Below are 26,790 nucleotides of genomic sequence, written 5' to 3' on the forward strand. Positions count from 1 at the left end.
GTGCCAAGGCGCGTCAGACCATGCGGAGAAGCGGGCTGGGCAGGGCCGCGATGCTGCGCTCCGCCAGGGCGGGCAATGCGGCCATCAGGGGCGCTGCGGCGGCATCATCCCCCGCGGTCAGCACGGCCAGCAGCGCCGTGGCCGCGTCACGCAGGGCCACCGTGCCGAAGGTCGAGGCGGCGTCGCGCAGGGCCGATACCTCGCGCACAGCCCGCTCGGACGGCACATCCGGCAGCAGCGCCACCCGGCCACGGGTTTCCTCGGCGAACAGGGTCAGCAGCTTCGGCAGCCTGCCGGGCCCGATCGCCTGCCGCAGCTCGGCCAGGGTGACGCGGTCCACCAGCACGGCGGGGGCGCCTGGCTCGGTTGCCGGCGGCCGCGCGCGGGCACGAAGCGGCGGGGTAAGCAGCACGGCCTCCACCGCCGCCAGCAGCGCGCGCCGCTCCAGCGGCTTGGCCAGATGCGCGTCCATGCCGGCGGCCAGCGCCGCCGCCACATCGGCGGGCATGGCGAAGGCGGTCAGCGCCACGATGGGCACGCGGCCACGCTCTCCGGGCAAGGCGCGCACGCGGCGTGTCAGGGTCAGCCCATCCATGCCCGGCAGCGCGAAATCCACCAGCAGCAGGTCGAATTCCGAGACACGGGCGGCCGCCAGCGCCTCCGCACCGTCATGCACCGTCTCCACCTGATAGCCTTCCCGGCGCAGGATGGCCGCGGCCACCAGCTGGTTCACGGCGCCCTCCTCCGCGAGCAGGATCCGCCCGCGCACGCCGGCGACAGGCACAGCCGGGGCCAGCGTCACCTTGCGCGGCGGCTTGCCCGAGTCCGCGACCGGGACCAGCGGGATGTCGAAGAAGAAGGTGCTGCCCTTGCCGGGCTTGCTGTCGATCGCCAGCCGCCCGCCCATCAGCTTCACCAGCCGATGGCAGGTCGTCAGCCCGATACCCACCCCCTGCCCGCCCGGCAGCGCGAACGGTCCCTTGCCCGCGACCAGCGCCTGGCGCTGCGCGGCCGGCATGCCCGATCCCGTATCGGTGACCGCGATGCCGATCCGGGCATCCGGCAGCGAGGTGACATGAATGAGGATGCTACCGCGTTCGGTGAAGCTTACCGCGTTCTCGGCCAGATTCAGGATCACCTGGCCCAGCCGGTCCGCATCGCCCACCACCCGCGCGGGCAGGCCGCTGTCGATCGTGACGGACAGCGCCAGCCCCTTCTCCTCGACGGCGGGGGCGATCAGTTCCATCGTGCCCCGCAGCGCATCGGCCAGCGCGAAGGGCTCCTGCGCCAGAGAGAGGCGCCCGCTCTCGATCAGCGAGATGTCGAGCAGTTCATTCACCCGCGAGAGCAGCATGTCGCCCGCCGCGGTGGCGGTCTCGGAATAGGCGCTCTGCTCCGCGTTCAGCACCGTGTCCCGCAGAAGGGAGAGGGAGCCGATCAACCCGGCCAGCGGCGTGCGGATCTCATGGCTCACGAAGGTGAGGAAATCGGTCTTCTCGCGGCTGGCGCGCTCGGACACGGCACGGGCGCGCTCGGTGGCCGCGGCCGCGCGCACGGTGGGCGAGATATCATTCTGCACGCCGACGAAGGCGGTCAGCCGCCCCTCGGCATCGCGCACCGGCGCCAGGCGCAGCTCGTTGCTGAAGCGCCTGCCGTCGCGGCGGCGGTTGGTGAGGTTGATGGTGATGGGCTCGCCCGCGGCCAGCGCGCGGCGGATCGCCATCAGCGCCTCGGGCTCGCTGCCGGTTCCCTGCAGGAAACGGCAATTGCGGCCGAGGATCTCCTCCGGCTCATAGCCCGTGATGGCGGTGAAGCCCGGGTTGCAGAAGATGATCGGGTTGTCGGGCAGGTTGGGGTCGGTGATCACGACCCCGGTGGGCGCGGCGGCGACCGCCGCAGCGAGCGGGCCATCGAAGCCCGCCTGCCGCACCGTGCCGAGGGCGGCGGCGAGCCAGGCGTTGCCGCCGGCATCGCGCACCACCTCGGCACCATGGTCACTCGTCGTAGGAGAGGAGCGATTCGAACGGGGCATGGATGCGGCTCCGGCCACCCAGGAAGGTGAGCTCGATCAGCGTGACGGCGCCAACGACATCGGCACCGGCCTGCTGCAGCAGGTTGATGCCGGCGCCCAGCGTGCCGCCGGTGGCCAGCAGGTCATCCAGGATCACGACGCGGCTGCCCTTCTCCACGGCATCGGCCTGCATCTCGATCCGGTCCTCGCCGTATTCCAGCGCGTAGGACAGGCCGAGCACGGCGCCCGGCAGCTTGCGCGGCTTGCGCAGCATGATGAAGCCGATGCCCAGCGCATGGGCGATGGGGGCCGCGAGCAGGAAGCCGCGCGATTCGATGCCGGCCAGCACGTCGGGCTTCTTGGCCGCCACGATGTCGGCCATGCGGCGCACCGCCTCGTTCCAGGCCGGCCCATGCCGCAGCAGGGTGGAGATGTCGTAGAACAGGATGCCGGGCTTGGGGAAATCCGGGATGCCCCGGATATGCGCCTTCAGGTCCATGCTGGGGTCGGCCACGGTTTCGGCAGGCATCGTGAGGGTGCAACTCCTGGAATTGGGCCGGCTTGCGTGCAGCGCGGCATTGGCGCATGGCCCTACCATGTCCAGACCGATGCTTGCCACCCTGATCGGCCTTATTGGCTTCGCGCTCTACGTGGCCCTTGTCATGTGGCTCGCGGATTGGGTGCTGCTGTGGCACTGGGCGGCGCAGGTGCCGTTCTTCGCGGTGGCGGGCGTGGCCTGGGTGTGGCCGGTCATGCGCCTGATGTACTGGGGCGCGGGCGTGGCACCGCCGCCGAAGGGCAGGCGCCGGCGTAGGTGAGGGTGCGCCGGGGGCTTCGCCCCCCGCCCCCCCACCAAGGGGCGCTGCCCCTTGGAACCCCGCCAGGAGCCTGTGGCCCCTGGACCCACTTGAGTCTTCTGAAAGTTCGGGGAAGCGGCTGAAAGCGAGCGCGGGGTCAGAGCGCGCTCTGTGCCCCTTCCCCAAACTTTCAGCGCCCGGTTTCCAAAGGCCCTTCGGCCTTTGGCGGGGCCCGGGGCAGAGCCCCGGACTGCGCCTCACCCTTCCAGCAGCGCCCACATCCGCTGCGGTGTCAGCGGCATCTGCAGCGTATCGGCCTGTGCCTTGCGGCCCTGGCTGGCCAGCGCGTCCGCGACCGCGTTCACCAATGCGGGGGTCGCACCGATGGTGCCGAGTTCCCCCACGCCCTTTACCCCCAGCGGGTTGGTCCTGCAGGGCACGGACTGGTCGAGCGCGGTGACATAGCCCGGCACCAGCACATCGGCGCGCGGCATGGCGTAGTCCTGGAAGCTGGCGCTCAGCGGCTGGCCGGTCTCGGGGTCGTAGACCAGCTGCTCGAAGATGGCCTGGCCCAGGCCCTGGAGGGCGCCGCCGGCGATCTGCCCCTCCACGATCAGCGGGTTCACCACGCGGCCGGCATCATTGACGGAGACATAGGCCGCGACCTCGATCTCACCGGTGTCGCGGTCGATCTCGACCTCGCAGATATGGCAGCCGTTGGGCCAGGTGGGGCCGTTCACCTTGGTGGTGCTGTCGATGAAGATGCGGCCCTCGGGCTGGCGGGCGGCCACATCGAACAGGCCGATCTCGCGGTCGGTGCCGGCGATGCGGAAGCTGCCCCCCTGGTACTCCAGGTCGGCGCTGGCCACTTCCAGCGCCTCGGCGGCCAGTTCGCGGCCCTGGTCCAGCGCCTTGCCTGAGGCCACGCTGACGGCCGAGCCCGCGGTGAACAGGGAGCGCGAACCGGCGCTGCCGAAGCCCGTGCCCCGGTCGCTGTCGCCGAAGATGACCGTCACCTTCTCGATCGGCACATCGAAGATGTCGACGGCGAGCTGCGCGTAGGAGGTGCCGATGCCCTGCCCCATCTGCTGGGTGGTGGCATAGACCTCGATCCCGCCATCGCCCTTCACGGCGACGGTCACGCGCTCCTCCAGCGCGTTGCCGCCGGTCCATTCCAGGAAGGTGGCGATGCCGCGCCCGCGCAGCTTGCCCTTCTCGGCCGAGGCCGCCGCGCGCGCCGCATAGCCGGACCAGTTGGCGAGCTTCAGGCCCTGGTCCAGCATCTGCTCGAAGGCGCCGCTGTCGTACACCTGGCCCATGGCGTTGGTGTAGGGCATCTGGGCGGGCGCGATCATGTTGCGCCGGCGCAGCTCGGCCGGGTCCAGCCCCATGTCGCGGGCGGCCACGTCCATCAGGCGCTCGATGATATAGATCGCCTCGGGCCGCCCGGCCCCGCGATAGGCGCCGGTGGGCGCGGTGTTGGTCATCAGCGCGGTGAAGGCGAAGTCGATCGTCTTGATGTCGTAGATGCTGGTCGAGACCCAGGGGCCGATCAGCAGCTGGATGGCGATGCCGGAGTTGCGCGGATAGGCGCCGACATTCGCCAGCCCCTTCACGCGCAGCGCCAGCACCTTGCCCTGCGCGTCCAGCGCGAGTTCGGCCACGCTGTCCACGTCGCGCCCGTGCACGGCCGACAGGAAGTCCTCGATGCGCGTCGCGGCCCATTTCACCGGCCGGCCCAGGCTGCGCGCGGCGAAGGCCACGACCGCATCCTCGGGGTAGAGGTTGGTCTTCATGCCGAAGCCGCCGCCCACATCGCCGATGCGCACCCGCACCGTGCCGGCCGGCAGACCCAGCAAGTCCTGCAGCTGGTCGCGCGCGGTCGACGGCATCTGGCTGCTGAGGCGCACGACCAGGCGCTCACCCTCAGGTGCTGCCAGCACCACGCGGGGTTCCATGGGGGCCGGGGCCAGGCGCTGGTTCGCGATCTCCACCCGGGCCACATGGGCGGCGGCGGCGAAACCGGCCTCGGCGGCGGCGGCATCACCATAGCGCGTCTGGGCGACGATGCGGGCGGGGTCCGCCAGGGCACCGGCAGTGGTGGTGACCGCGGGCAGCTCCTCATACTCCACCCAAATGGCCTCGGCGGCGTCACGGGCGGCCGAGAGGGTCTCGGCCACCACGGCGGCCACCGGCTCACCCACGAATCGCACCGCGCCGGTGGCCAGCAGCGTCTGCGATTCGGCCTGGAGGGGCGCGCCGTCCGGGCGCTTGAAGGGCAGCGTGGCCGTCATGGGCTTCACGCCTGCCGCCGCCAGGTCCTCGCCCGTGACGATGGCCAGCACGCCGGGCGTGGCGCGCGCGGCCTCCGTATCCATGGACAGGATTCGCGCATGGGCATGCGGCGAGCGCAGGAAATAGAGGTGGGTCTGCCCCTCGGGGGCGAAATCCTCGGTGAACTGGCCGATGCCTGCCAGAAGGGCCGCGTCCTCGACGCGCTTCACCGCCCTGCCGCTGCCGAAACGCCCGAATTCCATGATCGTCCCCGAAGATGTTCGGGAAACAGATTGGATCGGATCGGAGGATCTGTAGAGGGGGGTAAGTGTGTCTCGGGATAACACACTGAAAAGAATGGTCGGAGTGAGAGGATTCGAACCTCCGGCCCCTGCGTCCCGAACACTGAGATAGATACCTAACGTATTGAATCTGGCGTGGCAAGTCGCCGCCTTTCTGCCCTACAGACTGGCGTCAACCCGGCATTACCCACAGCCGGGTGGGCAGATCGCGCAACCGCGCACTGTGTTCACGAATACTGACATCGTTCTTGCCCCGCCACCCCGCGCCGGGTAGAATGATGGGGCTGCGGCGGGTCTGGGAATACCCGGGCCTAGCCTCGCGAGCCGTCGCAGGCCGCGATATGCGTGCCAGGACCGCCCGGGGGCAACTCCGGGCGGTTTTGCTTCACCATCCGCAGAGGCGGCGCCCCGTCTCGTCGTGGGCCAGGATCGCCGCAGCCGTCTCCCTGGTCAGCACGTCGTCACGCCCCACCAGGATCGGCCGCCACGCGGAGCAATCAACGGCTCCAGTCACGCCGCAGCCGCTCAGCAGGATCAGGCTCGCGAGCCACGTCCCCCTCCACATGCGCTCTCTCCCTGGCCTGGGTTGCGATCCGCTCGGCCGAGCGGCGTATCTCGTCGGTGCGCGCGCTCTGCTTGCCGATCATGTAGGCGCCGGTCAGGATGGCCAGCGCGGCGCCTGCGATGGCAACGTAGACGTGGATGCGGCTCCACAGCCCGGCGAACAGGGCGATCACGCCGCCTTGTCCTTCCGCTGCTGCCACAGCCACACGGCCACACCGATCCCGGCCGCCAGGACCAACACGGCCATGGTCTGCCAGGGGATGCCGCCCACCGCCGTGGCCACCGGGGCCAGCGCGCCGAGGGGGGCGAGCGTGCCGACCGCCTTGGCGACGGCCGTGCCGCTGTTGGTCGTGGCGGCCTGACGGATGCTGCGGACGGGCGCGGGCTGGCTGAACTCCGTGATGCCGTAGAGGGCCATGCCCTCGTCCATTTCGGCCTGGGTGTATGGCATGCCGCCCAACTCGACCTCGATGATCGCCCGGAGCATGACCTTCATCACGCGGTAGGGGCGCACGTCGATCTTGTCATGGATGCCCACGCCAAGCGCCGCTGCTACCCTGGCCGAATAGGCGACCGGATCGTTACCGTCGCTCTGCGGAGCCCAGGAGTTGATCTGCTTCCAGACCGTATCGAGCCCGTTGCGGGTCTGGTTCACGACGAGCTGGCCGACGCCCGCGCGCATGCCCAGGGCGAGTGAGGAATACCGGCCGTAGCCATCAGCCGAAACGGGGTCCTGCCCATTCCAGCGCCGCTTGGGGTCCGCGATATACCGCAGGTTCGTCGGATTGTTGTTCCGGTAGCCCCGGCTTGCCTTCGGGTCAGCCATCACGGCCTCCATATCTTGTGCAGGAAATAGCCGCCGACGCCTGCGAGGGTGCTGAACACGCCAGCCATCACCCGCATGGCCTTCATGGCGCCTGCCACTTCGGATACGAGATCGCGGGTTGCGCGCACCTCAAGGCGAAGCTCCGATACGAGGGAGGCGAGGCTATCAACCTCGGCCTCCAGACGCCCTATGGCGCGCTCGGCGTCGCTCACGAAACTCCGGCCCCGAAATCCCAGATCGGCCGGATCGCATCCGACGCGATCTGCGCCATGATCGAATAGCCGTTGTCGTTCGGGTGCGTGCCGTCCGCGCTGGTGGTGCTGTCGCTGGGCCAGCCCGCCGCGCCCATCACAGGGTCAGCCGCGTAGTCCGCGATGGCGTCGATCCGGTTCCGGCCGGTGTTGGCCCGCACCAGCGCGTTGTAGGCGTCCTTGATAACGATCTGCGGCGCCGTGAACACCCCACGCGGAATGATCGTGCCCCACACCCAGCGCGGCCGGGCGAAGCCCCGAGCGTCGGCATAGGCGTTCACGATGTCCATGGCCTGCATGCCCAGCTCGAACAGGTCTGCCGCGCTGGTGCCGTTGTTCACGATGTCATTCGTGCCGAGGGACCACAGGATAACGTTGTTCCTGGCGCCGGGCCGAAGCTCCCGGATCAGATAGGCCGCCGTTGCAGGCGCGAAGTTGGCCGCCGTCTCGCCCGACCGGGACAGGCTGACAAAGCGCGCGGGCAGGCCGAGGCGCTGCATCCACAGCTTGGTGGGCGTGCGGATCAGCGTCGCCTTCAGCCCGAACGTGATGCTGTCGCCGCGCGCGATGATCGTGTCTTGGTTCTGCGGGACGATGCCAAAGCGCGAGGTCAGGCAGGCTTGGACCGTCTCTCGGTCAGCCTCGGAAAGCTCGGACTGGTAGATCACCAGGGCCGCCCATTCGAAGTCGCTCCCCGTGCCGTCGCTCCACGTCCCTACCGTGCCGCCGGCCATGCTTGCGGCCGTCATGCTGTTCTGGGTGGCGTGCGCGTTGTCGAGGAACAGCCGGGTGGCGTTCGTGGCGCCAACCGTGGCGCCGTATACCGCGAGCGTGGCAGGCGCGCGGACATGCGTCAGCTTGGACTGGCCGCCGCCTTGCACGTTGTAGAGGAACGAACTGCCGCTCACGCCCAGCCGAAACGGGGTGGTGGCATGATACAGCTCGACCAGCGGCGTGTTGACCATGGCGCCAGGGCAGCGCGCCACCATGAACACCGATACCCCAGAGGTGCTGGTGGTCAGACCGGCGGGTATCGACAGGCTGTTGTTGGTCACGCCCGTGTTGAAGTTCGGGCCATCGTGCCGGATCATCCGGCCCTGAACGAGCCCATCCAGAGTGTTCATGGCGTCGATGTAGGGGCGCGCCGCTGCGGTCGCTTGCGTCATATGCGCTGCGCCGGTCGTCTGATCGTAGGCGATGGAAATCCGAACGGTGGTCCCGGCCGCCCAGCGATCGACGAGAGCCCAATCCGGGGTTCCGTCTGCAAGGAACGGCACATCAAGAGTTGTGCTGTCGCTGGTCCGCACCAGCCGGATGGCAGGGCCAGCGTAATCCGGGATCAGCCGGATCAAGCCATACACCGCAGCCGGCGTGCCCGGGAGGGTGCCGGGGGAACGCCGCTGCCACGCCGCCTTCCCACTCGTCGTGCGGAAGGGCGCGAAGATCTGGCCGTTGTTATTCCACAGCGTGGTTTGGCGCCGGAACGCCGTCGCCGCCGCGCCCGAGCCATCGCCCGTGATGGTCACGGTCGGGTTGGTTGTGTAGCCGCTTCCGGGGTTGGTGATCTGGATCGCGACCACGGCGCCACCCTGTACCAGCGCAATGCCGGTCGCCGTGGTGCCGCTGCTGGGCGCCGCGAATGTCACGGTAGCCGCCGTGTACCCGCTACCGCCCGCGCTGACATAGACACCGGACAGGCGCCCCTCGGACGCGTTGGCATAGCCGAAGCCGAGGTCGTCAGACGCGACCGGGGCGCGGAGGCCAGCGGCGGGGAGGTAGGAATTTCTCAGGTAGGAACGGAATGTCCCGTAGCCGACCCCAGGGGCGGTGATCCTCACAGGCCGCCCTCCGCACGCTGGAATTGGATCAGGCCGGTGCCGTCAGGTGACACCAGCGCGACCTTCGTCCACGTCCCCGGAACCGTGATGATCTCGCCAGAGCCGGGCAGGATGGCGCCGCTGCGGTCCTCGCCGGTCGCCGTGACATCGCCGGATACCAGCGCGCTGTCGCCGTACTGGCGGTAGACGATGGTGTCGCCGAGGTTCAGGGCGATCAGGATCGTGCCGTTGGTTCCGGGGGTATTGGGCAGATCGGAAACCTGTGCCGTCGCGCCGACAGTATAGGTTTTCGCCCGCCCCGAGAGGGACAGTGGCTTAGTCATGCGTCATCGAGCGCGGGTTAAGCGCGCTTCCTCTGCGAATGATTAGGGAACCTGCTTGACGACGTTGCCGGCGGCGGCGTCCCGCCAGAAATCGCCGCTGCTCAGGCCGGCTGCGCTCGTCGGGAGGCTAGTCAGCCAGAGGCGGGACCACCGAGCGCCGGAGCCACCAAGCTCTCGCCCGGCCACCGCAGAACGCCAGCCGATGCCGTCCATGATGAACTGGTTGGCGCCGGCAGCCTGGAATGCGATGCCGCCGCTGTCGGCCTCGACACCCCAAAGCTGCGTGGTGCCGTCCTGGCTCTTGAAGTCCAGCCGGGCCTTGCCGCCGCTGTTGGCGTAGAGGGAAAGGGCATTGTTATCCCCATCCATGGCCGCGAAGCCGTCTGGAAGCCGCCGGGCATAGGCATCCGGCCCCGTGCCGAAGGCGCGGACATATACTTCATCGGACGGATCGCGGGTGCCCGTGACAAGTGCCCCCCCCGCATAGTTCCGCCAGCCAATGATCTCCACGTCGTTGCCGCCGCCGGAATTGACCAGGTTCAGGACCGTTCCAAGGATATCGCCGAACTTGGACCGGATCCTTGTGTTCGATACCGCATGAGTGGCATCGCCGATTTGGAAGCCACCCTGGAGCAGGCCAGCACGCGGCGGTGGGCCGCCTGCGATCAGGTAGTCCTCGCGCAGCGTCTCGAACACGCAATTGCTGGCCAGGATCTTCGCCTGCCCCAGATAACCGCCCGACAGGTTGCCCCAGAAGGCGATGCCTGCGGCCTCGGTGATGAGCGCCCATTGCGGGAACTGCATCGGGACCACGATGACTTCGCCGGTGAAGTTGGCTCCTGTCGCGGCGTCGAGCGTGTATTGGAGCGTTGTCGCGGTCGGAACCGCCGTCACCTTCATCAGAATGTTGAAGCCGGCGTCGCCCCCGCTGTAGACCTGCCCCTGCTCGCCCACCCGGAAGCCATGCGGGGTCGGAAAGGTGATCGTTGCCGTGGTGCCGCTGCGGGTGATGCTGGTGCCTGTGCGCCAGGTCTGCGCGCGGTAGTCCTCCGGCATCGCGCCGCCGAACACTTCCCAATTGAGCCAATCGCCAGTGCCGGCGGTGCCGAACTTGATGCCCGCGCCGCCCTGCGACCAGCCGATGAGGCCAGGGCCGTAGCGGCTGTCTGCCACGCCATTGAAGAACACAGAGCAGCCCACGGCGCTGCCGAACCCGCCATCGGCCTCACGGCTGATGTTGCCGTTGTTCAGCCAGAAGGGGCCGCCCATGCCCATGCCGGCCATGCCGTCGCCGGCGTGCCCGGCCGGTGGGCCGTCGCAATACCAAGTGTGGCGCCAGCAATCGATGATCGCGAGGGGGCCGACGATGTTGAACGCCAACCCATAGACCGCCAGGCCACGCCCCTTGGAGTTGATGGACGTGCCGGTGATGGCATCGCCCTGGGCGTATCCATTGCCGTTGATGGTCAGGTTGCCGAGGCCGAAATCCACCGGGAAGCCAGTGGTGACGGGGCGCGTCCCTACCAGCACGTCGAAGTTCTCGACCGTGACAACATCCGCTGCCGTCTGAGCCGCCGGCATCTTTAGGATCGTGAAGCCCTTGCCGGCGCCGATCAGATACACGCCGCTGCGCAGGTAGATGTTCTTGACGTAGAAGGTGCCGGCCTGGATGTTGAGCACCCCGCCGCCCTGTCCGGCCACAGTGTCGATGGCCGCCTGAAGCGTGTCGGACTGGTCAAGTGTCGTGCCCTTGATGAGCCCGAACACCCGGGCATCGTATTGGGGGCCGACGACGGAGCGGATCGCCGAGAGCGGGGCTTGCCGGTTTGAGCTCGCCCCGCTGCCCTGCACCACCATCATCAGGTCATTGTTCGAAAGCGGCAGTTGCGCAGCCGTCATCCCCGTGACCGGGAGGCCCGTTGCATTCGTCATTCTGGTGTCTCCGGTGCCTGCGCCTCAGCCCCAGAGGCCGAGGACGCGCAGCGTGCCCTGCGTGAAGCTGCGGGGGCTGCCGGTCCCGTTGGCGATGCGGATCGCCTCGATACGGTAGCCAGAAGGGATTGCGATCTGACCCTGGGCGTCCATTTGCGCCCATCCGAAGCCGGCCGCCCCGCCGTTGGTCAAAGACCGGGTGCGGGGCATCGCATACTCGTTGAAGGCCGCGCCATTCAGCATGTTGCTGATGCAGGTTTCGCTGTTCATGGCGTCGTCGTTCTCGCCCACGTATCCCAGGAAGTGGCCCTGCGCAGATACGTCCGCGAGAGGCTGTGGAACGGGGTTGATGCCGCCGAGCTGGACGTTGAATGAGCGGCTGTCGAAGTACTGCCCCGTGCCACCCAGCACCCACACGCCGTTGATCTTCACGCGCAGGAACAGCTGCTGGACCGTGCCAGCACCGATGCGCGCACCGTTCACCGTCACCCGCAGCTCGCGCACGCCGCCGGGGATGTTCACGTCCACCGCCGTGCCTGACAGCGCGCCCGAGTAGAGCAGGCCCCAGCCGTTCAGCCACGCAGGCTCGACCAAGCGGAACTCGGTCGCGCTCACCGCCTCGATCTGCACCCGGTTGCCTGCCCAGAGGATACCGGCCGGCAGCGCGGAGCCGTCGTAACGCCGGAGCGCCTGGGCGGTGAGGCCAGAGACTGCCACCGTCACGGCCCCAGTATTCGCTGCGCTGGTGATGAAGGAGAACCGCTGCCCGGCCACCACGCCGGCAGCGGCGGGCGTCGGCGTCAGGGTGATGGCGTCACCCGTGCCGCCCGCCGTGCCGCACCAGAGCGCGGCGCCGTCCTGAACCTGCCCGAGACTGGCGTAATGGTCCCTGGCCGAGCCGTCGCCCACATCCGTATGCCTGTAGCCGTCCATGCGCAGGTTGCCAGTAACTGGCGTCTGGCCATCGGCGGCGATGGAGCCGGTCAGAGCGGCGGCCACATCGTCGTTGATCGAGTTGAAGGCCGGTGCGCTGATGACGTCGCCATTGACGAACGGCGGCTGCGGCAGGGTGTAAGTGCCTGCTCCGTCGCGTGCCATACGGTTATCTCCTGACGTGACAAAGCACGCCCCAGCCGGGTAGGCTGGAAGCCATGCTTCATGCTGAAATCCTGTTGAGGGCGGTTAGCGCCCTGGTCCTGGCTGCTGCTGCGGCGGTCCTGGCGCGATGGTTAGCCTGAGGTTTTCCTGTGCCGTCAGGCGCTCCATCGCGTCGGTCAGCCGCTGCTGAAGGGTGTTTTCGAGGTAGCCAGCCGCCCGGCGCACAGCCTCGGGGCTGGCGCGCTCAAGCAGCATCTGGGCGAAGCGCGGCTCAACCAGCGCCCGGCCGATCAGTTCGCGCGTCCAGTCCTCGGGCAGTGCGTAGACCAAGCGGAGGGCTTTGTTTGTCCAACTGGAGAACAGGCTTTCTCCACCGACAAGCCCGCTCGTCGCCCGGTTCAGCATGTTGCCCACGGTCAGGTTCTGCACCGTCTGTGAGCCCCGCGTGGCGCCCGTGTTGGCCTGCATGCTGCCTTCGGTCAGATCGGCCACCAGCCGGTTCAGGCGGTCGCGCTCCGGGCCGGTATAGAGGGTGTCGATGATCTCGCGGTTGGACCGCAGGAAATCCTGCACCCGGCCGAGCGACACGGTGTTCTGCGTTGCGCCGACCGAGTTCGCGACTGCGGCGTTGCCGGTCGCCCGCGACGCCAGCTGCTCGGCCAACTGCCCGCGAAGCTGCTCACGGATGATCGGCGCCTGCTCCCCAGCGGCTTCCAACGTCTGCCGCAGTTGGGCCGGGCTACCCAGCGCGGCGCCAGGCACCGCATCAATGGGCATCTGCGGCGCACCGAAGCGGTCATTGCGCAGGATTTGCCCGACCACAGAGGCGCCCTCGTCGTTGCGCCCGAACAGCCGCCCCTGATCGCGCCGCATAGCCGCCGCGTCTTGCCACCGCTGGGCCAACCCTTCGGCCCCCGGAACCGACTGCGCCGCGCGCTCCACCTCATCCCAGGTCTGGCCCGCCGCAGCTGCAAGGCGGTTCTCACCGGCTGCCGAGGCGCGCCCAGCGACCTCCCCCAGGCGGGAGCGCAGGTTCTGGAGATACCGCCAGTCCACTTCGCTCGGCGTCGTCACCGTCTCCATGCGCGGGCGCACCGATAGCGGGTCGGACACCTCGCGCCGCATGGTCTGCGCCACCGGAAGCTCATTCCGAATGGCGCTGAGTTCAGCGGGCGGGCCGCCGCTGCCGGGCCCGAAGTAGCGCGCGATCACGTCATCAACGGTCGAACGAATGCCTTCGGTCGGGAACCGCGCTGCACCTTCCGGATCTACCGAGGCATAGGCGCGCCGGACCAGTTCGCTCACCTCGCTGTCACGGTCAGCCAGAATGCGACGTATGGCTTCGCCACGCTGCCCTGGCGTGGAAGCATCCTGCAAATCGCGGATGGCTTGATGCCGCAGCGCGTCGCGCGCGAACGTCGCGTCTCGCAGGGTGTTTTGCGCGGCAGGGCCGATGGCGCCAGATGCCACGCTGTTCTCAACCCGCAGCAGGCCCGGATCGCGGGCGGCAGTTCCCGTGCTGGGAACGGCGCCAGGAAGGCGCTGGTCCGTCGCAGCCAGACCCTCGCGCACGCGGGCCAGCAGGTTGCGTGGATCGCTGGACGAGCGCAGGAGCGCATCGGCCGCGATGGCTTCGCGCCCGCTCTGGCTGAACGGCTGGACCATCGCAGCCCCACCCCGGGCAGCCCCCGCCAGCCCTTGCGCGAGCCCCATGCCAGCGATGCCGCCGGCCGCATTGGCCAAAGCCTGACCGACACCACCCGCACCAGCCTCGGCCGCCGCCCCCTGGGCCGCACCGCCAGTCGCCGCCGCCACCATCTGCGTCACGGGGTTTCCCGCGAGCATGGTGGCCAGTTCCGGCGCCTGCCCGGCGGCTTGCAGGGCTGCGCCAGCGCCAAGCGTGGGCAAGATCGAGCCAACGCTGCGGTTCACAGTGGACAACATCCGCTCGGTCGGATTGGCAGGCCTGGGCAGCCCAGCGGCGTCGGCCATCAGATCCACGTTCTCGGTGGCCGAGCGCGCGTAGGGGATGTTCGCCCCCGTCAGGGCGTTGATGCCCCTGGCGGCGAGGTTCACCGGCGCCGCGGCAGCGTCGTAGAGCATGCCCGGGGCCGCAGCGAGGCCCTGCATCACGTCGCGCACCCCCAGGCCCAAACCGCGCGAGGCGGGGGGCGCCTGCGTTGCTGGCATGTTCTGCTGCGCGTAGGCGAGCACCTGATCCTGCGTCGCGCCCTCCGGCGCCGTCACGACGAAGCGCCGGCCGTCCGGGGACGTGATTTCGTAGTCGGGCATTCAGCGCTCCACCGGCCGGATGCCCCAGCCGCTTGTGCCGGGAGCAGCACCACCCGTCCCCGGGGCAGGCTGCGGCGCCATCAGCGTCTCCAGAGGGATGCCGGTGGCCTCGCTGACCGCCTGCGGGTTGGCCCCGTTCGCCAGCCGGGCGCGCGCCTGCCGAGTGATAGCGTCGCGCACGATCTGCTGCCGCCGCGCGAGGTTGGCGCGGATCGTCTCCGGACTGCTGCCGGGGCTGACCGTCGTGGCTTCCCACGCCGCCCGCTCCGTGTTGGTCAGCGCCGAGCCGAACAGCTGGTTTCTCACCACGTTGTCCAGGCTGTCGAACTGCTGCCACCAGTCGGCGCGCGGGCTGGCGCCGGGCGTGTTGCGGGCGATGGTGTTCGCCGCGCGCCCGACCAAGCCGGAGCCGTAGCCGCCGAAGTCGGGGTTGAACGTCTCACCCAGAGCGCGCCACTGCGACAGGATACCGCCTTGCTCGGACAGGGAGTTGATGGCGCCATCGGAGAGCGGCGTGCCACGGCCCGGGATGCGCGTGACGGCGCCTGCCGGGGTCTGCGTGGTCGTCGGCTGCTGCCCCGGCATCTGCGGCGGGGACGCCACCAGCCCGGGCGCGGGGCCGGCAATGGTGGGCGAGCCGGGATCGACCTGCGCGACCGGGGGCTGCTGCTGAGGCGCGGCGGCTTGTGGCGAAGGGGCGCCCGGTGCCTGCATCCCAGCCGGCATGCGGATGCCGGGCGGCGGCTGCGGGGTCATGATGACGATGGTGCCGTCCGGCTGCTGCACCTGACGCGGGCCGTAGAGGCGTTGGTAGGCGATGCCATAGGCGGGGGAGCCGTTGTCGGCGTTCGGGGCCATCAACAGCCGGATCGCATCGGCCTCGACGCCGGAGCCGCCGAAGGTCTCGCGCGGCGCCGTGTAGACGGGCTGATTGGTGCGGGGGTCCACCAGCACCGTGCCGGGCCCGACCGCCATAGGGGGGCGGTTGGCCAGGGCCAGTTCCGCCGTATAACGCGCCTGCTCTCGGGCCTGCTGTGCCGCGAAGTTCCGATCCTCAACGCGATACCCACGGTCGTCGCGGCGTTCCTGCGCCCGGCGCTCGTCATCCATCTGCCGCTGCGCCAGCTGCAAGAGCGCGGGCGCTTGGCTGCGAATGTATTGATTGGGGCTGTTAAGCGCCCTCAGGGCCGCGCTCATCATGCTGGCGCCGCTCGCGGTCGCAGGGGCGGCGGCGGCAGCCGGCGCTGCGGGCGTGGGGCCGGGGCCGACATAGCGCGCCGCCTGAGCGTCGTGCAGACGTTCTGCATAGGCAGTCGCGTTCCTAGGGGTGTCAAACATCCCAAGATGCCTGCCGGTGCGGCGGAACTGTTCGATAGCCTCGGCTTCACTCAAGCGCCGACCATCATCACTAATCGTAGGCAGCAGCACCTCACGCCCATCAATATTCACCCCGATGGAAGCTACCGTGCTGATACTGCCGTCAGGGTTCTGCACCCGAGGGCGGCGGCTAAGATCAATGTTGCCAGGCGTGAGCAGGCCCTGTGCTGCCCCAGACGGCGCACCAGAAGAGGCACCAGGATTTCCGCCGACCATGGGGTTGATACGCCCCGTAGGCGCGCCCAGCCCAGCATCCCAGCCGGGCAGTTCCGAGTTCGGCCCCGTCACGGCTGGGTTGTTCAGCGGCTGGCCGATGTCACTCGCCCGGCCCGCGCTGAGCGCCGCCAACTGCGTCGGACCCGCGCCCAGCGCCCCATCGCGCGCAGCCAGCGCAGGACCGCCACGGCCGCCGTAGATGTCGCCACCGGGCACCGTGAAGTTGGCGCGCGGTGGCACAGTCGGGGCAGGCTGCTGAGGCTCACCGGGCGCCGGAGAGACGGCCTGCGGTGCAGGCTGCTGCGCCGCCGCCACCAGCTGCTGCACGTTGCCGCCGCCCATAAGGCCGCGCATGAAGGTGTCGGCCTCGCTGCGCTGCTGCTGCTGATCCTGCCGCATGGCGTCCAGTGCCGCGCGCTCATCCTGGGCGCCCACGAAGGATTGCAGGATGCGGTTGAGGCCCTGGGTCCAGTGCTGCAACGGGGCGCTGCTGGAACCCTCCTGCCGAAGCCGCTGCGCCGCCTGAAGCTGGCGCATGCGGATGGCCGTGGCCGGGTCCTGAAGGTAGAGGCTCGTGAAGGTGTCGCTCATCCCTTAAGCCCCCCGAGCGCGCCTGCTACCTTCCCGCCCGTGCTACCGAACATGCCGCCGAGCCAAGGGCTGCCAAACGCTGCACCAGCCGCCGTGCCGATCAGGCCCGTAATGCCGCCCATCGCCGCCTGGTTGCGCGAAAGAGCCTGCTGATAGGCCTGCTGCTGCGCCGCATAGCTGGAATTGACCGCACCCGTGTAGTCGACCGGCGCCACGCTGGTCTGTGGCACGGCTGTGAATGTCGGCTGCTGCACCTGCTGACCGGTAAGAAGCGCCGTGGCCTCGTTGATCGGCTGGGCGCGCAGGGTAAGCTGTTCCTGCAAGGCCGCCTGGCGCAGCCCCTGGTTGAGCGATGCCTGCCGGCTCTGCTCCTGCCCGCCGGCCGCGATCACGCCCAGGCGCGCATCGTTCAGGCCGCGATTGAAATCGTCCTGCGCCCGGTTCCACATCGTGGAGCCATACCCGATGCCCTGGTTGGCCAGCCGGGTTTCCAGCGCCGCGCGGTCGCGCTCCTGAAGGGGCGCCATCCGCTCCGTCAGCGCCTTCTCGACCTGATCGCGGGAGACGTTCGGGTCGTCCAGCGTCGCGAAGTTCGGCGTGAACGGCGTGGAAAGCCCTTCCTTGGCGCGCTGGAGCTGGGAAAGCGCGGCCTCGCCATAGGTCTGTTGCGCAGCCGTGGACAGGTCCAACAACCGCTGCTGCTCGGGCGAGAGCGTGGTGGTCGCGGTCCAGGTGTCGCCGCCAGGGTACTGCTTGTTGTAGTCGGCCTGGATGCGGGAGCGGAATTCCTCCGGGCTCTCGGCCGCGCCGGCGATAGTGTAGCGCTGGCCCTCGCTGGCGTCCTGCACGTCACGTGAAGGCAGGCTGCCCGTATACTCGCTCTGCCTGCCGGCAAGATAGGTATTGAAATCTGGGCCGGCGCGGTCCTGCGAATAGGTCAGGTTGCCATAAGGCGTGACCTGGTTCACGCGGTTCAGCTGCGCATTCAGGCGCGCCGTGTCCGCGTTGTAGCCGGCCTGCGCCGCAGCCGTTTCCTTCGGGTCAGGCGCGGCTGGTGCGGAAGGCGTGCTCTTGCCCATTAGGCGTTACCCCATTGCGACCGCTGCCATTCCTGGCGGGTCATGGATGTGATGACGGCATGGCGCTTGGGGCCGAAACGGCGCCGCAGCACCGCCTCACGCTTGAACCCGATACCGGTGTTGAACTTGATCGCCCGCACGTTGTCGCTGGGCATGGCGCTCCACAGAACCTCGGCCCCGGCGCGCACGAAGGCATATCGCAGCAGACCCGCCAGCGTGGCGCGGGAAGCCCACAGAGGCGTCTCCGCAGCGATGCTGACCTGCAACGACCGCCCCACATCCTGCCAGTCGTGGAACACTACAACCGCCGCCGTTCGCCCGTGGCGCTCGACCGCCGCCGCCTGGCAGGGGCCAAAGCTCGACACGTGCGGTATCCTCAGCGCCGCCCACTGCGCCACCTTGGCCGCCTCGTTCTCGTCCTCGGCCCACAGGATCACAGCATACCGCCCGGGACATACATGACGGAGGTTGAAAGCCAACTCGGCGTGGCGCCATTCCCGTTGATCCGCACCCGCACGGCCGCGCTCTTGCCCAGGCCAGTCAGCCCCCGCCAGCCGCGATACACCTTCGTCCCGCCGAACACGGCCTCGCCGAACACGGCCTCACCCCAGATGCCGCCGCCCTGCACCGTCTGCGGCGTCCAGGGCTGGCCATCCAGCATCTGGAAGTCCAGGCAGAGGTTCACCGCCGCGTTCGGGTTGCCGTCGCTCTCAAGCAGCACATCGGCCATCTTGAACGCCTTGGTGGCCGGCGTGCTGTAGTAGCTGAATGCCTGGATCGCATCCGCCACGATCACCCGGCCGTCATCCGTCGAGCCCGTGTCGAAGCGATAAATCCGCCCGTTCGCTGTCCCGAAATACGGGTTGTCATCGAACAGGCCCCACGCCCTGGCGTTCAGCCCCGTGAACCGGCAGGGCTTGGCGGTGATGGTGTTGAACACGAACTGCTGCGCCGATGCCGCGCCGGTCGGGATATTGAAAATGATCATCGTGCCGCGCGGGTAGATCAGCGGCTGCCACCCGAAATTGCCGCTATACCGCTGCACGGCCTCATTCAGCGCCCGGTTGATCTGGTAGCTCAACGCCGCCCGGTCACGCTGCGAACGGTCCAAAGACAGCGCCGTAGAGAAGGGCAGGAAGCCATCTTCCGTGATGACGATCAGGTCCGACGCGGCCTTGACGACGCAGCGCCGGCCCATCGGGCGGCCGATGCGGAACGTGCCCTGCAAGGTCCAGTCGCTATCCGGGTCCGTCCCGGAATAGACGATGGCCTCGCCCTGCGACGTGATGAACACCGCCGTCTCGCGCGGGCCGCCGCCGCTGTCGAGCGCCCAGGTGCCCATCGCCATGATGTAGCCACCCAGCGACGCGAAGCCGCTCAGGTCGAACAGCGTAGGCGTGCCCGTGATGCTGTTCACCGGCAGATACCACGCAACCAGGCTGTCCTTTTCCCCGAACCAAAGGCGGCGGTTGTGGACGTTGCACCAGATAAGGTTGGTGGCCGTGAGCCCGACGGCGGCGACAGTGCTGTCCGTCCAGCTCGTGCCGTCAAACTGCTGCGGGGTATCCTCGCCGTTGCAGAGGAACAGGAAGTTGCCGCCCGCCGTGTTGGCCTGGACGAACTGCCAGCGCGCGTTCGTCATGCCGCTCACCACGGGGGCGCCTACCGTGCCGCCAGCCGTGGCGTCATAGATATCCCCGCTCACGGCCCCGAACAGCTGCTGAGCGCCATCGACGCCCACATAGGGGATCAGCGTATCGACCGAACCGCCCAGCCCGCTGGCGAACAGCGCAGAGCCGCGCCGCAGGGTCACACGGTCGGTCTGCGGGAACCAGTTGTCGAGACGCGGGGCGTTCTCAATCGGCATGTCGGCCAGCGCGCTCAGGGCATCCCAGCCGCCTACCGGGGGCGGCATCGTCACGACGCGGCCAGACGGCTTAGCCACGGTAGCCCCAGAAGTCAGGGGCCGGCGTGCCGCCAGAATGACGCACCGTGCCGAACATGTCGCCGGCCGTCATGACCTGGCTGTCGGGCTGGTCGTTCTTCAGCTCGGTCTTGATCCGAAGCTCGTAATCCGCCCGCGCCACCTCGAACGGCAGCCCACGGTCGCGGGAGAAGAAGTAGATCAGCCCCAGGGTGAACAGCTCCTCGGGCAGCAGCGCCTGATCGGTGTCTGCCGCCCAGCGGGTCAGCAGAGCGCCCGCCGCGCTCACAATGAAGGCCGTGGTGTAATACTCGAACACCATCGCCTCGCCGCCCTGCATGGCCGGAACGATCAGCAGCGTGTTGCCACGGCGCGTGAACCACCGCTCCGGGCCATCATAGGTCGTGCCCACCAGGGACTGCCAGCGCACGGCGTCCACAGGCCCGGTGATCAGCCGGTGGTTCGTGCGGTCCCAGAAGGTCTCAGGCACGAAGCGGCCGAAATCCAGCGGGATCGGCGCGGCCAGGTCGTCCGTGCCTTCCAGCAGAACCGGTCCCGTTCCGCTTTCCAGCAGCACCGTCGCTGTGGCCTCGCCATCCTGCGTGTTGCCAGGGATGGCGTTGAAGGTGCGCTCCGCCCGCAGCGCCTGCCAGGTGCCGCGTGAGAGCAGGTCGCTACCCACACGCTGGGCAAGCCGCAGCATGTGGGCAACGTTCGGGTCAGGGTTGCCCACCACGAACGACGGGCGGTCAAGACTCAGCTCGGCCGCCACATCCTGAATGATCGTCAGCAGGCTCATGCTGTCCCGTCGTCCTCAGTTGGAGAGGATGCGGCAGGCCAGCTGCGGGCGGATCGCCTTGTAGCCGTACAGCACGTCGATACGAACCGGGAAGCGGTCGTTCTGGATGTCGTACTGGCGCACGAGGCGCATGCTGATGCCGTCCATCACGGCGCGGCTCGCCATGTCCACGCCCTTCGGCAGCACCAGGTCAGCCGTCGCGAAGGCGAAGGCGTCGCGGTGGAAGGCCAGCGAGGCGTTGTAGAGCGTCGCGTTGCCGCCGATCTTGGAAATCGGGGCATTGTCGGCCGGGGCCGCCGTGACGTTCTGCGCGCCGCCGCTGGTGACGATGGCCGGCGAGATAGCCAGGCTCGTCGCGCTGGTGCCGCTGTTCGCCGTGACGACGAACTGCTGAAGGCGCCCGGTGTCGGCCTTGGTCTCCGGATGCACCTCGTTCACGCCCGTGATGGTGATGATGTCACCCACCAGGAACGTGGTCGTGCCGGTGTCCACCGTCATCGTCGCGCCAGTCTGGCTGCCGCCGTTGATCAGGTAGCCCGTGGTGGACGCGGCCGTGCCGGTCGTGTCCGAGGACAGCAGGGTGTTCTCGAAGTAGGTGAAGCCACCCGTGCGGCCCACCTTGCCCTCACGGTACTGCGCGGCGATCTCCTTGCTGTCCTGGAACAAGCCCTTCACCGCGTCCACGAGGTCCACGTTGTCCTGGGTGTTCATGACCACGGAGCGGTTGCCGTCCTCGGGCGCCAGGCTGTCCGTCAGGCGCTTGCGGGCCAGCAGAGCCTGACGCAGCGCGAAGGGGCTGCCGATGTTGTTCACCGACTGCCAGACGTTCTTGCGCATGGTCAGCGCGTCGGCCTCGATGTTCGACGCCAGCACCGACATGGCCGGGTCCAGGATGCGCTGGGCGAAATCGTCCAGGCTCAGGGTCAGGTCCACGCTGGTGAACTGCGTGTCCACGCCCTTCTGGTTGTTCACCTGCAGGGTGGTGTTCGTCTCGGTCGTGTCCTGCACCGAGAGCGCCGCGCCCGTGCGAACCGTGTACTGGTTCGGCAGGCGGATGCGCAGGGTGTCACCGATCTTGGCGCCATCCTGGGCGAAGCGGTCATCGTACTGGCGGTTGATGTTGCCGACGAAGTTCAGCTTCTGATGGAGGATCACCAGCGCGCGACGGGTGATCTGCTGCGGAGTGAGCAGCGAGTTGGCCATGGTCGTACACAAGGCTTACGCAAGCCGCCCGGAGAGCGGTTTGCCTAAACCTTGCCTTTCGCGTCAGGTGGCGGGCCTCAGCCTCGACCACCGGGTTTGGAGACGTGGCGCCGGAAGTATTCCTCGTCGGACAGCTGATCATCCGATTTCGGCTCTCCGCTCCGAGCCCGAAGGGGCTTCACGGGAGCGGCCGGCGCCGGGGCTGGTTTCGCGGCCTTCGCCGCGCGCTCCATCAACCGATCGTAGAGCATGGCCTTGTGCATCGCCTGCGCGGCGATGGGGTTCAGGGGCCATTCCTGCGCCTGCTTGGCAGTCAGTCCGAAGGACTTCTGCGCATAGTCCATGATCTCCTTCTCCACAGCCTCATTGAAGCCGGGGATGAGCTTGGACACGCGCTCACGGCCTTCTTGATGGAGGCGATCCATCTCCTTGGCCGTGAAAGCCTCCTGCTGCTGCTTTTCAGCCGTCAGGTGCTGCTGAAGGCGCTGGTTGGCAGCCGAGAACTGCTCCCGCTTGGCGGTCACAGTGTCGGAAATCTGCCGGGCCAGGTCCGGATTGGTCTGCCAGAGCTGCGCGAGCTGCTCCGGGCTGACCTTCCCGAGTTCCTTCAGTTCCGTATCGAGTTGACGAACCTGCGCGTACAAATCCAGGCCCTCGCCGCGCAGCTTGGCCAGCTCCTCGGTCGCGCGAACGCGCTCACCCAGGTCTTGCTCAAGGCGCTTGGCAGCCTCTTGCCCGCGCTGAAATTCCGTCTGAAGGCTCGACGTGTAGTCGTTCACCTTCGCCACCACCTCGTCGGGCAGGTCGCCCTTCGGGATGGTCAGCTTGTTGCCGCCGAAGTTGAACTCGACCAGTTCCGGGGCTTCCGGTTCTTCGGTCGTTTCGTCCTCGGCCTGGGCTTCTTCATCGGTGGTCTGGTGTTGCGCTTCAGCAGCCGCATCGGACTGCTCAGGCGGAACAACAGCGCCATCGGCCGCTTCCTCATTGAGGACTGCGGCATCATCGCCACTGCTCATCGGTTAGCCTCTTACGCGCCGACGGGCGGCGCACCCACGGGCGGAGGTCCGCCCATCCCTTGTGCCGGCCCAGGCGCGCCAGGAGGCGCTGCGGGCGGCATCATCTTCTGCAACTCGATCTGCTGAAGCATCTGGATACGCTTGGCGGCCTCGTCGGCCTCCGGGAAATCCATGTTCTTCAGGATCAGGTCGCCAATCACCAGCGCGCTTTGCGGAACGGCGCGCATGATCTCAAGCAGGCTCTCGCGGGCCTCCTCGCGCTGCGTGGCGTAGGACGGCCCGACCTTCACGGTCACATCGTACTTGCCCACGTCAAGGCTATAGAGGCGCCCGTTCTCGCCGTCGGGCTCGGCCGGCCGGCCACTGGACTGCTGCAACCGCACCACCTGCGGCGCGTCGTCCTGGCCGAGGATCTGAATGGCCTGACGGGTGGAGTAAACGGACGGGATGATCTCGATCAGCACCCGTGCGCAGTATTCCACCGCGCGCGCGAGGTTGCCGATGAAGTGGTAATTCGCCGTATCGCCCTCGCGCTGGCGGGCCAGGATCGCCCGCCCGCTCGTCTCGTTGCTCCGAGCGCCCAGGCTGGCGTCATGAATGCCGGTGATCGACTTTAGATCATCGATAGAGTTCAGCGCATCCTGCAAAGCCCCGGCAGGCACACCGGCAAAAGGCTGGCGCTGCGGCATCGCGCCAGCGGTCGGGTCGTATTCCAAGTATGCGTATGACCTGACGTTGGCGGTGTTCCACTTGCCGCGCTCAGTATCCGGGATCGCCCCCTGGGGCACGAGCCACGGAGCTTTCGGGGCTAGAGCGACCAATTCTGTAAAAGCAGAGCGCGAGTAGTTCAGCATCTCCTGCGGGCCGCGCGCGTCGCGCACCATGCCCCGGAAGTGCCGGCGACCCTGATACATCACCTCCTCGCCCCACACCGGGCAAATCGGGATGCTCTGGCCGGCCCAATCCGTTTCTTCCAGCACCTCGGCGCCGCTCACCATGCGGCGCTTGACCTTAAAATAGTTGCTGGACCGCTCGCGGGTCGGCACCATGCCGGTCAGCTCGCCCAGCAGCCGCAAGCCGTCATCAGCCTTCTCGGGCGCCTCTATGCCCAGCCCGGAAGCCATGACTTCCAGCTGCTCATGCAGCGCCTTCTCGGTCAGCGTCGTGCCGTCTGCGAAGCCGAACAGCTTCTGCTTTTCCTCGCTACGCAGCCAGTATTCCGCCACGCGCACGTTCCGGCCGTCGATCCAGTTGCGGTCATAGTCACCGAAGCCGCCGTTAAAATCGACCGGCGAGGCCTTCGGATACCGCTTCTTGAACTCGGCCTGCTCCATCCACTCGGTGACGAAGCCGTATTCCCAGTCGCTGGCGTCGAACGCCGTGCTGGTGACGTCCCAATAGACCGCCAGCGGGTTCGCGATGCGCTCGATCCGGGCTTCCATGTCGAAGCTCTCGGAATGCACATAATCCGTGCAGACGCGGAAGAAGCCGAAGCCGCCCGTGACCGCGTTCTCCAAGGCCGTGTTGTAGGCCACCTCAGCGTTGCTGCCGCGCTCGATGGCGCGGATCAGGCCGCCGATGATCTGCGCGGTCTCGTAATCCGCGCCGCTGTCCACCGGATGCACGCTGATACCAGGGCGGTTCTGCCGCGCGTCGTTGACCACCTGCCGGATAAACGCCGGCAGCCGGTTCACCACCAGGCACGGGCGCCCCTCAAGCCGGCGCTGCGTCATGATCTCGCGCGGCCATTGCAGCGCCAGGCGCGAGAACGCAATGTCGTTCAGCGCCTCGTCACGGTTCAGCACGCTGCCATCCTGCGAGGCGGAGAACCGCTCCTTCGCGCCGGCCAGAATGTCGTCAGCCAAGCCGCAGCCCCTCGGGGGTTACGCCATCCATGAGCCTTCCCCCTGGAAAATGTCGATTTCGCGTTTCACGGTCTTTTCGGGGCCGCGAATGACCTTCGGGAACAGCTCCGTCAGGCCCCATACCAGCGCGTCCACGCGGTCAGGCGATCCCTCGCCCTCGAACCCGCTAGCCGTCATCTGGCACATCTGATCCTCAAGCCTGGCGTGCGTGCCGACATGCGACACCCGGTCCAGGTGGTAGAGCGCCGAGATAGGCTCGGCCCGGACATGCTTGCCGCGCGTCGCCACCACCTCGATGATGCGCAGGTCGCGCCGCACGCTCTCCAGCGTGTGCCGCACCATGTCACCGCCCTGGTTGCGCTCGATCACCACGGCGTCGGCCTGCCATTTGTCCACCATCACCGATACGCGGTGCGCCCACTGGCTCGGCGTCCCCTTGAGGCTGGCGTCCTCCAGCACATAGCCCCTGGCATCCTCGCCCAGACCCGTCACCACGATGCCGTGTTCGTCGCTGCCGGCCTCAGAGGACACGGCGGGGTCCACAGACACCACGATGCGCTTGATCGGCGGCGCTTCGGCTCGACGGTTGCGGTGCAATACCAGCCGGTCCCAAATGGCGCCGATGGCCACCGGCTCGTATTCGCCCAGCCAGATGTGGGCGTAGCGGTCCGGCTTGGTCCGCTCGTCAAATGCCCGCTCGCCTTCCAGCTCGGAAGGGAACCACGGATTGTCCGAGTAGTTGGCCCGCACCACCAAGGCGCCCGGCGGGGGCTCGGGGCCGCGCAGCAGGGCGTCTACCGGGTCGCTGGCGTTGCGCGGGTTCCAGGAGAACCACAGCTCTGACCCCGGCGCGCGGATGGTAGGGCGAAGCATTTCGAGGCTGCGGCTGGAAAGTGTCTGCGCTTCCTCGCCCCACGCCACATGGAAGCCTTCCAGCGATTTGATCGTCTCGCTGGTGTGGTCCTGCATGCCCTGGAACAGGATCACGCCGCCCCCCGGCGTCTTGATCTCGTCCCGAAGCACGTCGAAATGCTTCGCCACGCCCAGCGCGTTGATCTTGTCCTCGATCAGGCGCTTGGCGCTTTCCTTCAGGCTTTTCTGCACCTCGCGGATGCAGACGATGCGGGCGCCGCGATGACGCAGGCACCATTCAACGATCAGTTCCGCGAAGAAATGCGACTTCCCGCTGCCGCGACCGCCAAACGCCCCCTTGTATCGGCTCGGTTCCAGCAGCGGCAGGAACACGCGGGGGGTTTCGATCTGCATCAGTCGGGCTTTGGCGCTCCGGGATCCACGATCACGCGGCTGATGGCGATGGGGCCGCCGTCCTGGCCGGACAGCTCAAGCCCCGACTTCTCGTGCAGGCCCACGCGGTTGAGGATGTGCACAGCGGCCTGCATGCGGCGCTCGTCGGTCTTGTCCCCCGCAATGCTGATAAGGGCCTGCGCTGCATCAACCGCTGCCTCAAGCAGCATCGCACGCGCCCGGGCAGACTTGCCCTCTCCGTCACCCACGCCTTTCGGTCTCCCTGGTCCTGCGCCGCTCTTACCCGCGCCCTGTGCTGGCCCGAAGAAGCCCGCCCCCTGCTTCGGCCCGCTGCCGGCGCCCTTGCTGCCATGCTGGCTTTTGGGCCACGTCCCGCGCGTTCTCGCCCCGAACGGCATCTAACCCCTTGAAAACAAAAGCGCCCGGGTCCGTTAGGGCCCAGGCGCTATAATCCGTCGCGACATTGCGGCTTTTCAGGCCGTTTCGTCAAGGGGTTTTGGTGGGGGCGGAAGCGGCATCCAGTGGGTGGGCGGCAGTTCCCAGTCTTCCTCGTGGTCGTCGGGCTGCTCGTTGGCGCCCGAACCGCTTAGTTGCCATCGGTCAGGATGGTTCCCGTACCCGTGACCGGCCCAATAGCACACCTTCATTGCCTCCAGGCTGGGGAACCAGAGAAGGATTTCGGTTCTCCCATCCCTCGGCGCCTGCGCCATGTCGGGGTTCCAGGTCATGGGCATTCCACCTCATGGCAATACACGACGCCAGCGAAGATCGTCGCGAAGATGGCACCACAGACGCCGAAAGAGATTTCGAGCGCGATGCGTGTCATTTCATCCCAAACGCCGACGGCCAGCCATAGAGCGAGGAGTATCGTCTTGGCCAGCAGCGCGCCGCCGATCGCGCCACAGAAGGCGGCGGCAATGGCACATCCTGCCCCGATGGTCACCCA

Annotated in this window: 23 protein-coding genes; 1 reads left to right on the forward strand and 22 read right to left on the reverse strand. The window is 68.0% G+C overall.

Features of this window, described 5'->3' with window-relative positions:
- Nucleotides 1–13: 13 nt before the first annotated feature.
- Both EOD42_RS23170 and EOD42_RS23175 read right to left on the reverse strand, forming a co-directional pair.
- Nucleotides 14–2,032: a response regulator gene (locus EOD42_RS23170; RefSeq protein ID WP_127789969.1), complete on the reverse strand. Its 2,019-nt coding sequence runs from the start codon at nt 2,030–2,032 to the stop codon at nt 14–16.
- Nucleotides 1,995–2,510, reverse strand: coding sequence for an adenine phosphoribosyltransferase (locus EOD42_RS23175; RefSeq protein ID WP_127789970.1), 516 nt, complete (start codon nt 2,508–2,510; stop codon nt 1,995–1,997). The genes EOD42_RS23170 and EOD42_RS23175 overlap by 38 nt, the downstream gene beginning before the upstream one ends.
- Nucleotides 2,511–2,607: 97 nt before the next feature.
- On the opposite strand from EOD42_RS23175, the gene EOD42_RS26065 reads away from it, so the two are divergent.
- Complete coding sequence (locus EOD42_RS26065; RefSeq protein WP_164868087.1) at nt 2,608–2,829, forward strand: DUF2842 domain-containing protein; 222 nt, start codon at nt 2,608–2,610, stop codon at nt 2,827–2,829.
- 236 nt (nt 2,830–3,065) lie between these two features.
- On the opposite strand, the gene EOD42_RS23185 is transcribed toward EOD42_RS26065, so the two are convergent.
- The 20 genes from EOD42_RS23185 to EOD42_RS23285 all read right to left on the reverse strand — a co-directional run bounded on the left by EOD42_RS23185 (nt 3,066) and on the right by EOD42_RS23285 (nt 26,787).
- Nucleotides 3,066–5,345 (reverse strand): xanthine dehydrogenase family protein molybdopterin-binding subunit, encoded by a 2,280-nt coding sequence (locus EOD42_RS23185; protein WP_127789972.1) that lies wholly within the window; start codon nt 5,343–5,345, stop codon nt 3,066–3,068.
- Nucleotides 5,346–5,881: 536 nt separating this feature from the next.
- Nucleotides 5,882–6,121 (reverse strand): hypothetical protein, encoded by a 240-nt coding sequence (locus EOD42_RS23195; protein ID WP_127789974.1) that lies wholly within the window; start codon nt 6,119–6,121, stop codon nt 5,882–5,884.
- Nucleotides 6,118–6,774, reverse strand: coding sequence for a structural protein (locus tag EOD42_RS23200; protein WP_127789975.1), 657 nt, complete (start codon nt 6,772–6,774; stop codon nt 6,118–6,120). Before EOD42_RS23200 ends, EOD42_RS23195 begins: the two co-directional genes overlap by 4 nt.
- Nucleotides 6,774–6,986 (reverse strand): hypothetical protein, encoded by a 213-nt coding sequence (locus tag EOD42_RS23205; RefSeq protein ID WP_127789976.1) that lies wholly within the window; start codon nt 6,984–6,986, stop codon nt 6,774–6,776. The genes EOD42_RS23200 and EOD42_RS23205 overlap by 1 nt, the downstream gene beginning before the upstream one ends.
- Complete coding sequence (locus EOD42_RS23210) at nt 6,983–8,863, reverse strand: SGNH/GDSL hydrolase family protein (protein WP_127789977.1); 1,881 nt, start codon at nt 8,861–8,863, stop codon at nt 6,983–6,985. Before EOD42_RS23210 ends, EOD42_RS23205 begins: the two co-directional genes overlap by 4 nt.
- Complete coding sequence (locus EOD42_RS23215; protein WP_127789978.1) at nt 8,860–9,186, reverse strand: hypothetical protein; 327 nt, start codon at nt 9,184–9,186, stop codon at nt 8,860–8,862. The genes EOD42_RS23210 and EOD42_RS23215 overlap by 4 nt, the downstream gene beginning before the upstream one ends.
- A 42-nt stretch (nt 9,187–9,228) precedes the next feature.
- Nucleotides 9,229–11,118 (reverse strand): hypothetical protein, encoded by a 1,890-nt coding sequence (locus EOD42_RS23220; protein ID WP_127789979.1) that lies wholly within the window; start codon nt 11,116–11,118, stop codon nt 9,229–9,231.
- A gap of 24 nt (nt 11,119–11,142) precedes the next feature.
- Complete coding sequence (locus EOD42_RS23225; protein ID WP_127789980.1) at nt 11,143–12,216, reverse strand: hypothetical protein; 1,074 nt, start codon at nt 12,214–12,216, stop codon at nt 11,143–11,145.
- A gap of 84 nt (nt 12,217–12,300) precedes the next feature.
- Nucleotides 12,301–14,508, reverse strand: coding sequence for a hypothetical protein (locus EOD42_RS23230; protein ID WP_127789981.1), 2,208 nt, complete (start codon nt 14,506–14,508; stop codon nt 12,301–12,303).
- The gene (locus EOD42_RS23235) at nt 14,509–16,692 is read right to left on the reverse strand and encodes a hypothetical protein (RefSeq protein ID WP_127789982.1); all 2,184 of its coding nucleotides are present in this window, start codon (nt 16,690–16,692) and stop codon (nt 14,509–14,511) included.
- Nucleotides 16,689–17,771 (reverse strand): hypothetical protein, encoded by a 1,083-nt coding sequence (locus EOD42_RS23240; protein ID WP_127789983.1) that lies wholly within the window; start codon nt 17,769–17,771, stop codon nt 16,689–16,691. Before EOD42_RS23240 ends, EOD42_RS23235 begins: the two co-directional genes overlap by 4 nt.
- A complete protein-coding gene (locus tag EOD42_RS23245) occupies nt 17,771–18,208 on the reverse strand; it encodes a GNAT family N-acetyltransferase (RefSeq protein ID WP_127789984.1) in 438 nt (145 codons plus the stop codon). Before EOD42_RS23245 ends, EOD42_RS23240 begins: the two co-directional genes overlap by 1 nt.
- Nucleotides 18,205–19,716 carry a hypothetical protein gene (locus tag EOD42_RS23250; protein ID WP_127789985.1) on the reverse strand — a complete coding sequence of 504 codons (1,512 nt, stop codon included), beginning with the start codon at nt 19,714–19,716 and terminating at the stop codon, nt 18,205–18,207. Before EOD42_RS23250 ends, EOD42_RS23245 begins: the two co-directional genes overlap by 4 nt.
- Entirely contained in the window at nt 19,709–20,494 is a 786-nt protein-coding gene (locus EOD42_RS23255) for a hypothetical protein (RefSeq protein WP_127789986.1), read from the reverse strand. Before EOD42_RS23255 ends, EOD42_RS23250 begins: the two co-directional genes overlap by 8 nt.
- Before the next feature lie 15 nt (nt 20,495–20,509).
- Nucleotides 20,510–21,697 (reverse strand): P22 phage major capsid protein family protein, encoded by a 1,188-nt coding sequence (locus EOD42_RS23260; RefSeq protein WP_127789987.1) that lies wholly within the window; start codon nt 21,695–21,697, stop codon nt 20,510–20,512.
- A gap of 77 nt (nt 21,698–21,774) precedes the next feature.
- The gene (locus tag EOD42_RS23265) at nt 21,775–22,713 is read right to left on the reverse strand and encodes a hypothetical protein (RefSeq protein ID WP_127789988.1); all 939 of its coding nucleotides are present in this window, start codon (nt 22,711–22,713) and stop codon (nt 21,775–21,777) included.
- An 11-nt stretch (nt 22,714–22,724) separates the two neighbouring features.
- Complete coding sequence (locus EOD42_RS23270; RefSeq protein WP_127789989.1) at nt 22,725–24,578, reverse strand: portal protein; 1,854 nt, start codon at nt 24,576–24,578, stop codon at nt 22,725–22,727.
- An 18-nt stretch (nt 24,579–24,596) separates the two neighbouring features.
- Nucleotides 24,597–25,844 carry a PBSX family phage terminase large subunit gene (locus EOD42_RS23275; protein ID WP_127789990.1) on the reverse strand — a complete coding sequence of 416 codons (1,248 nt, stop codon included), beginning with the start codon at nt 25,842–25,844 and terminating at the stop codon, nt 24,597–24,599.
- Nucleotides 25,844–26,053, reverse strand: coding sequence for a hypothetical protein (locus EOD42_RS23280; RefSeq protein WP_127789991.1), 210 nt, complete (start codon nt 26,051–26,053; stop codon nt 25,844–25,846). Before EOD42_RS23280 ends, EOD42_RS23275 begins: the two co-directional genes overlap by 1 nt.
- Nucleotides 26,054–26,568: 515 nt before the next feature.
- A complete protein-coding gene (locus EOD42_RS23285) occupies nt 26,569–26,787 on the reverse strand; it encodes a hypothetical protein (RefSeq protein WP_127789992.1) in 219 nt (72 codons plus the stop codon).
- Nucleotides 26,788–26,790 lie beyond the last annotated feature (3 nt).

The organism is Rhodovarius crocodyli (assembly GCF_004005855.1).
Taxonomy (GTDB): Bacteria; Pseudomonadota; Alphaproteobacteria; order Acetobacterales; family Acetobacteraceae; genus Rhodovarius; species Rhodovarius crocodyli.

Coding starts and splice junctions, on each gene's coding strand:
- EOD42_RS23170 (WP_127789969.1), bottom strand. CDS start 2,032: ATGCCCCGTTCGAATCGCTCCTCTCCTACGACGAGTGACCATGGTGCC.
- EOD42_RS23235 (WP_127789982.1), bottom strand. CDS start 16,692: ATGAGCGACACCTTCACGAGCCTCTACCTTCAGGACCCGGCCACGGCC.
- EOD42_RS23185 (WP_127789972.1), bottom strand. CDS start 5,345: ATGGAATTCGGGCGTTTCGGCAGCGGCAGGGCGGTGAAGCGCGTCGAG.
- EOD42_RS23230 (WP_127789981.1), bottom strand. CDS start 14,508: ATGCCCGACTACGAAATCACGTCCCCGGACGGCCGGCGCTTCGTCGTG.
- EOD42_RS23200 (WP_127789975.1), bottom strand. CDS start 6,774: ATGGCTGACCCGAAGGCAAGCCGGGGCTACCGGAACAACAATCCGACG.
- EOD42_RS23240 (WP_127789983.1), bottom strand. CDS start 17,771: ATGGGCAAGAGCACGCCTTCCGCACCAGCCGCGCCTGACCCGAAGGAA.
- EOD42_RS23275 (WP_127789990.1), bottom strand. CDS start 25,844: ATGCAGATCGAAACCCCCCGCGTGTTCCTGCCGCTGCTGGAACCGAGC.
- EOD42_RS23255 (WP_127789986.1), bottom strand. CDS start 20,494: ATGAGCCTGCTGACGATCATTCAGGATGTGGCGGCCGAGCTGAGTCTT.
- EOD42_RS23215 (WP_127789978.1), bottom strand. CDS start 9,186: ATGACTAAGCCACTGTCCCTCTCGGGGCGGGCGAAAACCTATACTGTC.
- EOD42_RS23175 (WP_127789970.1), bottom strand. CDS start 2,510: ATGGACCTGAAGGCGCATATCCGGGGCATCCCGGATTTCCCCAAGCCC.
- EOD42_RS23280 (WP_127789991.1), bottom strand. CDS start 26,053: ATGCTGCTTGAGGCAGCGGTTGATGCAGCGCAGGCCCTTATCAGCATT.
- EOD42_RS23260 (WP_127789987.1), bottom strand. CDS start 21,697: ATGGCCAACTCGCTGCTCACTCCGCAGCAGATCACCCGTCGCGCGCTG.
- EOD42_RS23225 (WP_127789980.1), bottom strand. CDS start 12,216: ATGGCACGCGACGGAGCAGGCACTTACACCCTGCCGCAGCCGCCGTTC.
- EOD42_RS23220 (WP_127789979.1), bottom strand. CDS start 11,118: ATGACGAATGCAACGGGCCTCCCGGTCACGGGGATGACGGCTGCGCAA.
- EOD42_RS23265 (WP_127789988.1), bottom strand. CDS start 22,713: ATGAGCAGTGGCGATGATGCCGCAGTCCTCAATGAGGAAGCGGCCGAT.
- EOD42_RS26065 (WP_164868087.1), top strand. CDS start 2,608: ATGTCCAGACCGATGCTTGCCACCCTGATCGGCCTTATTGGCTTCGCG.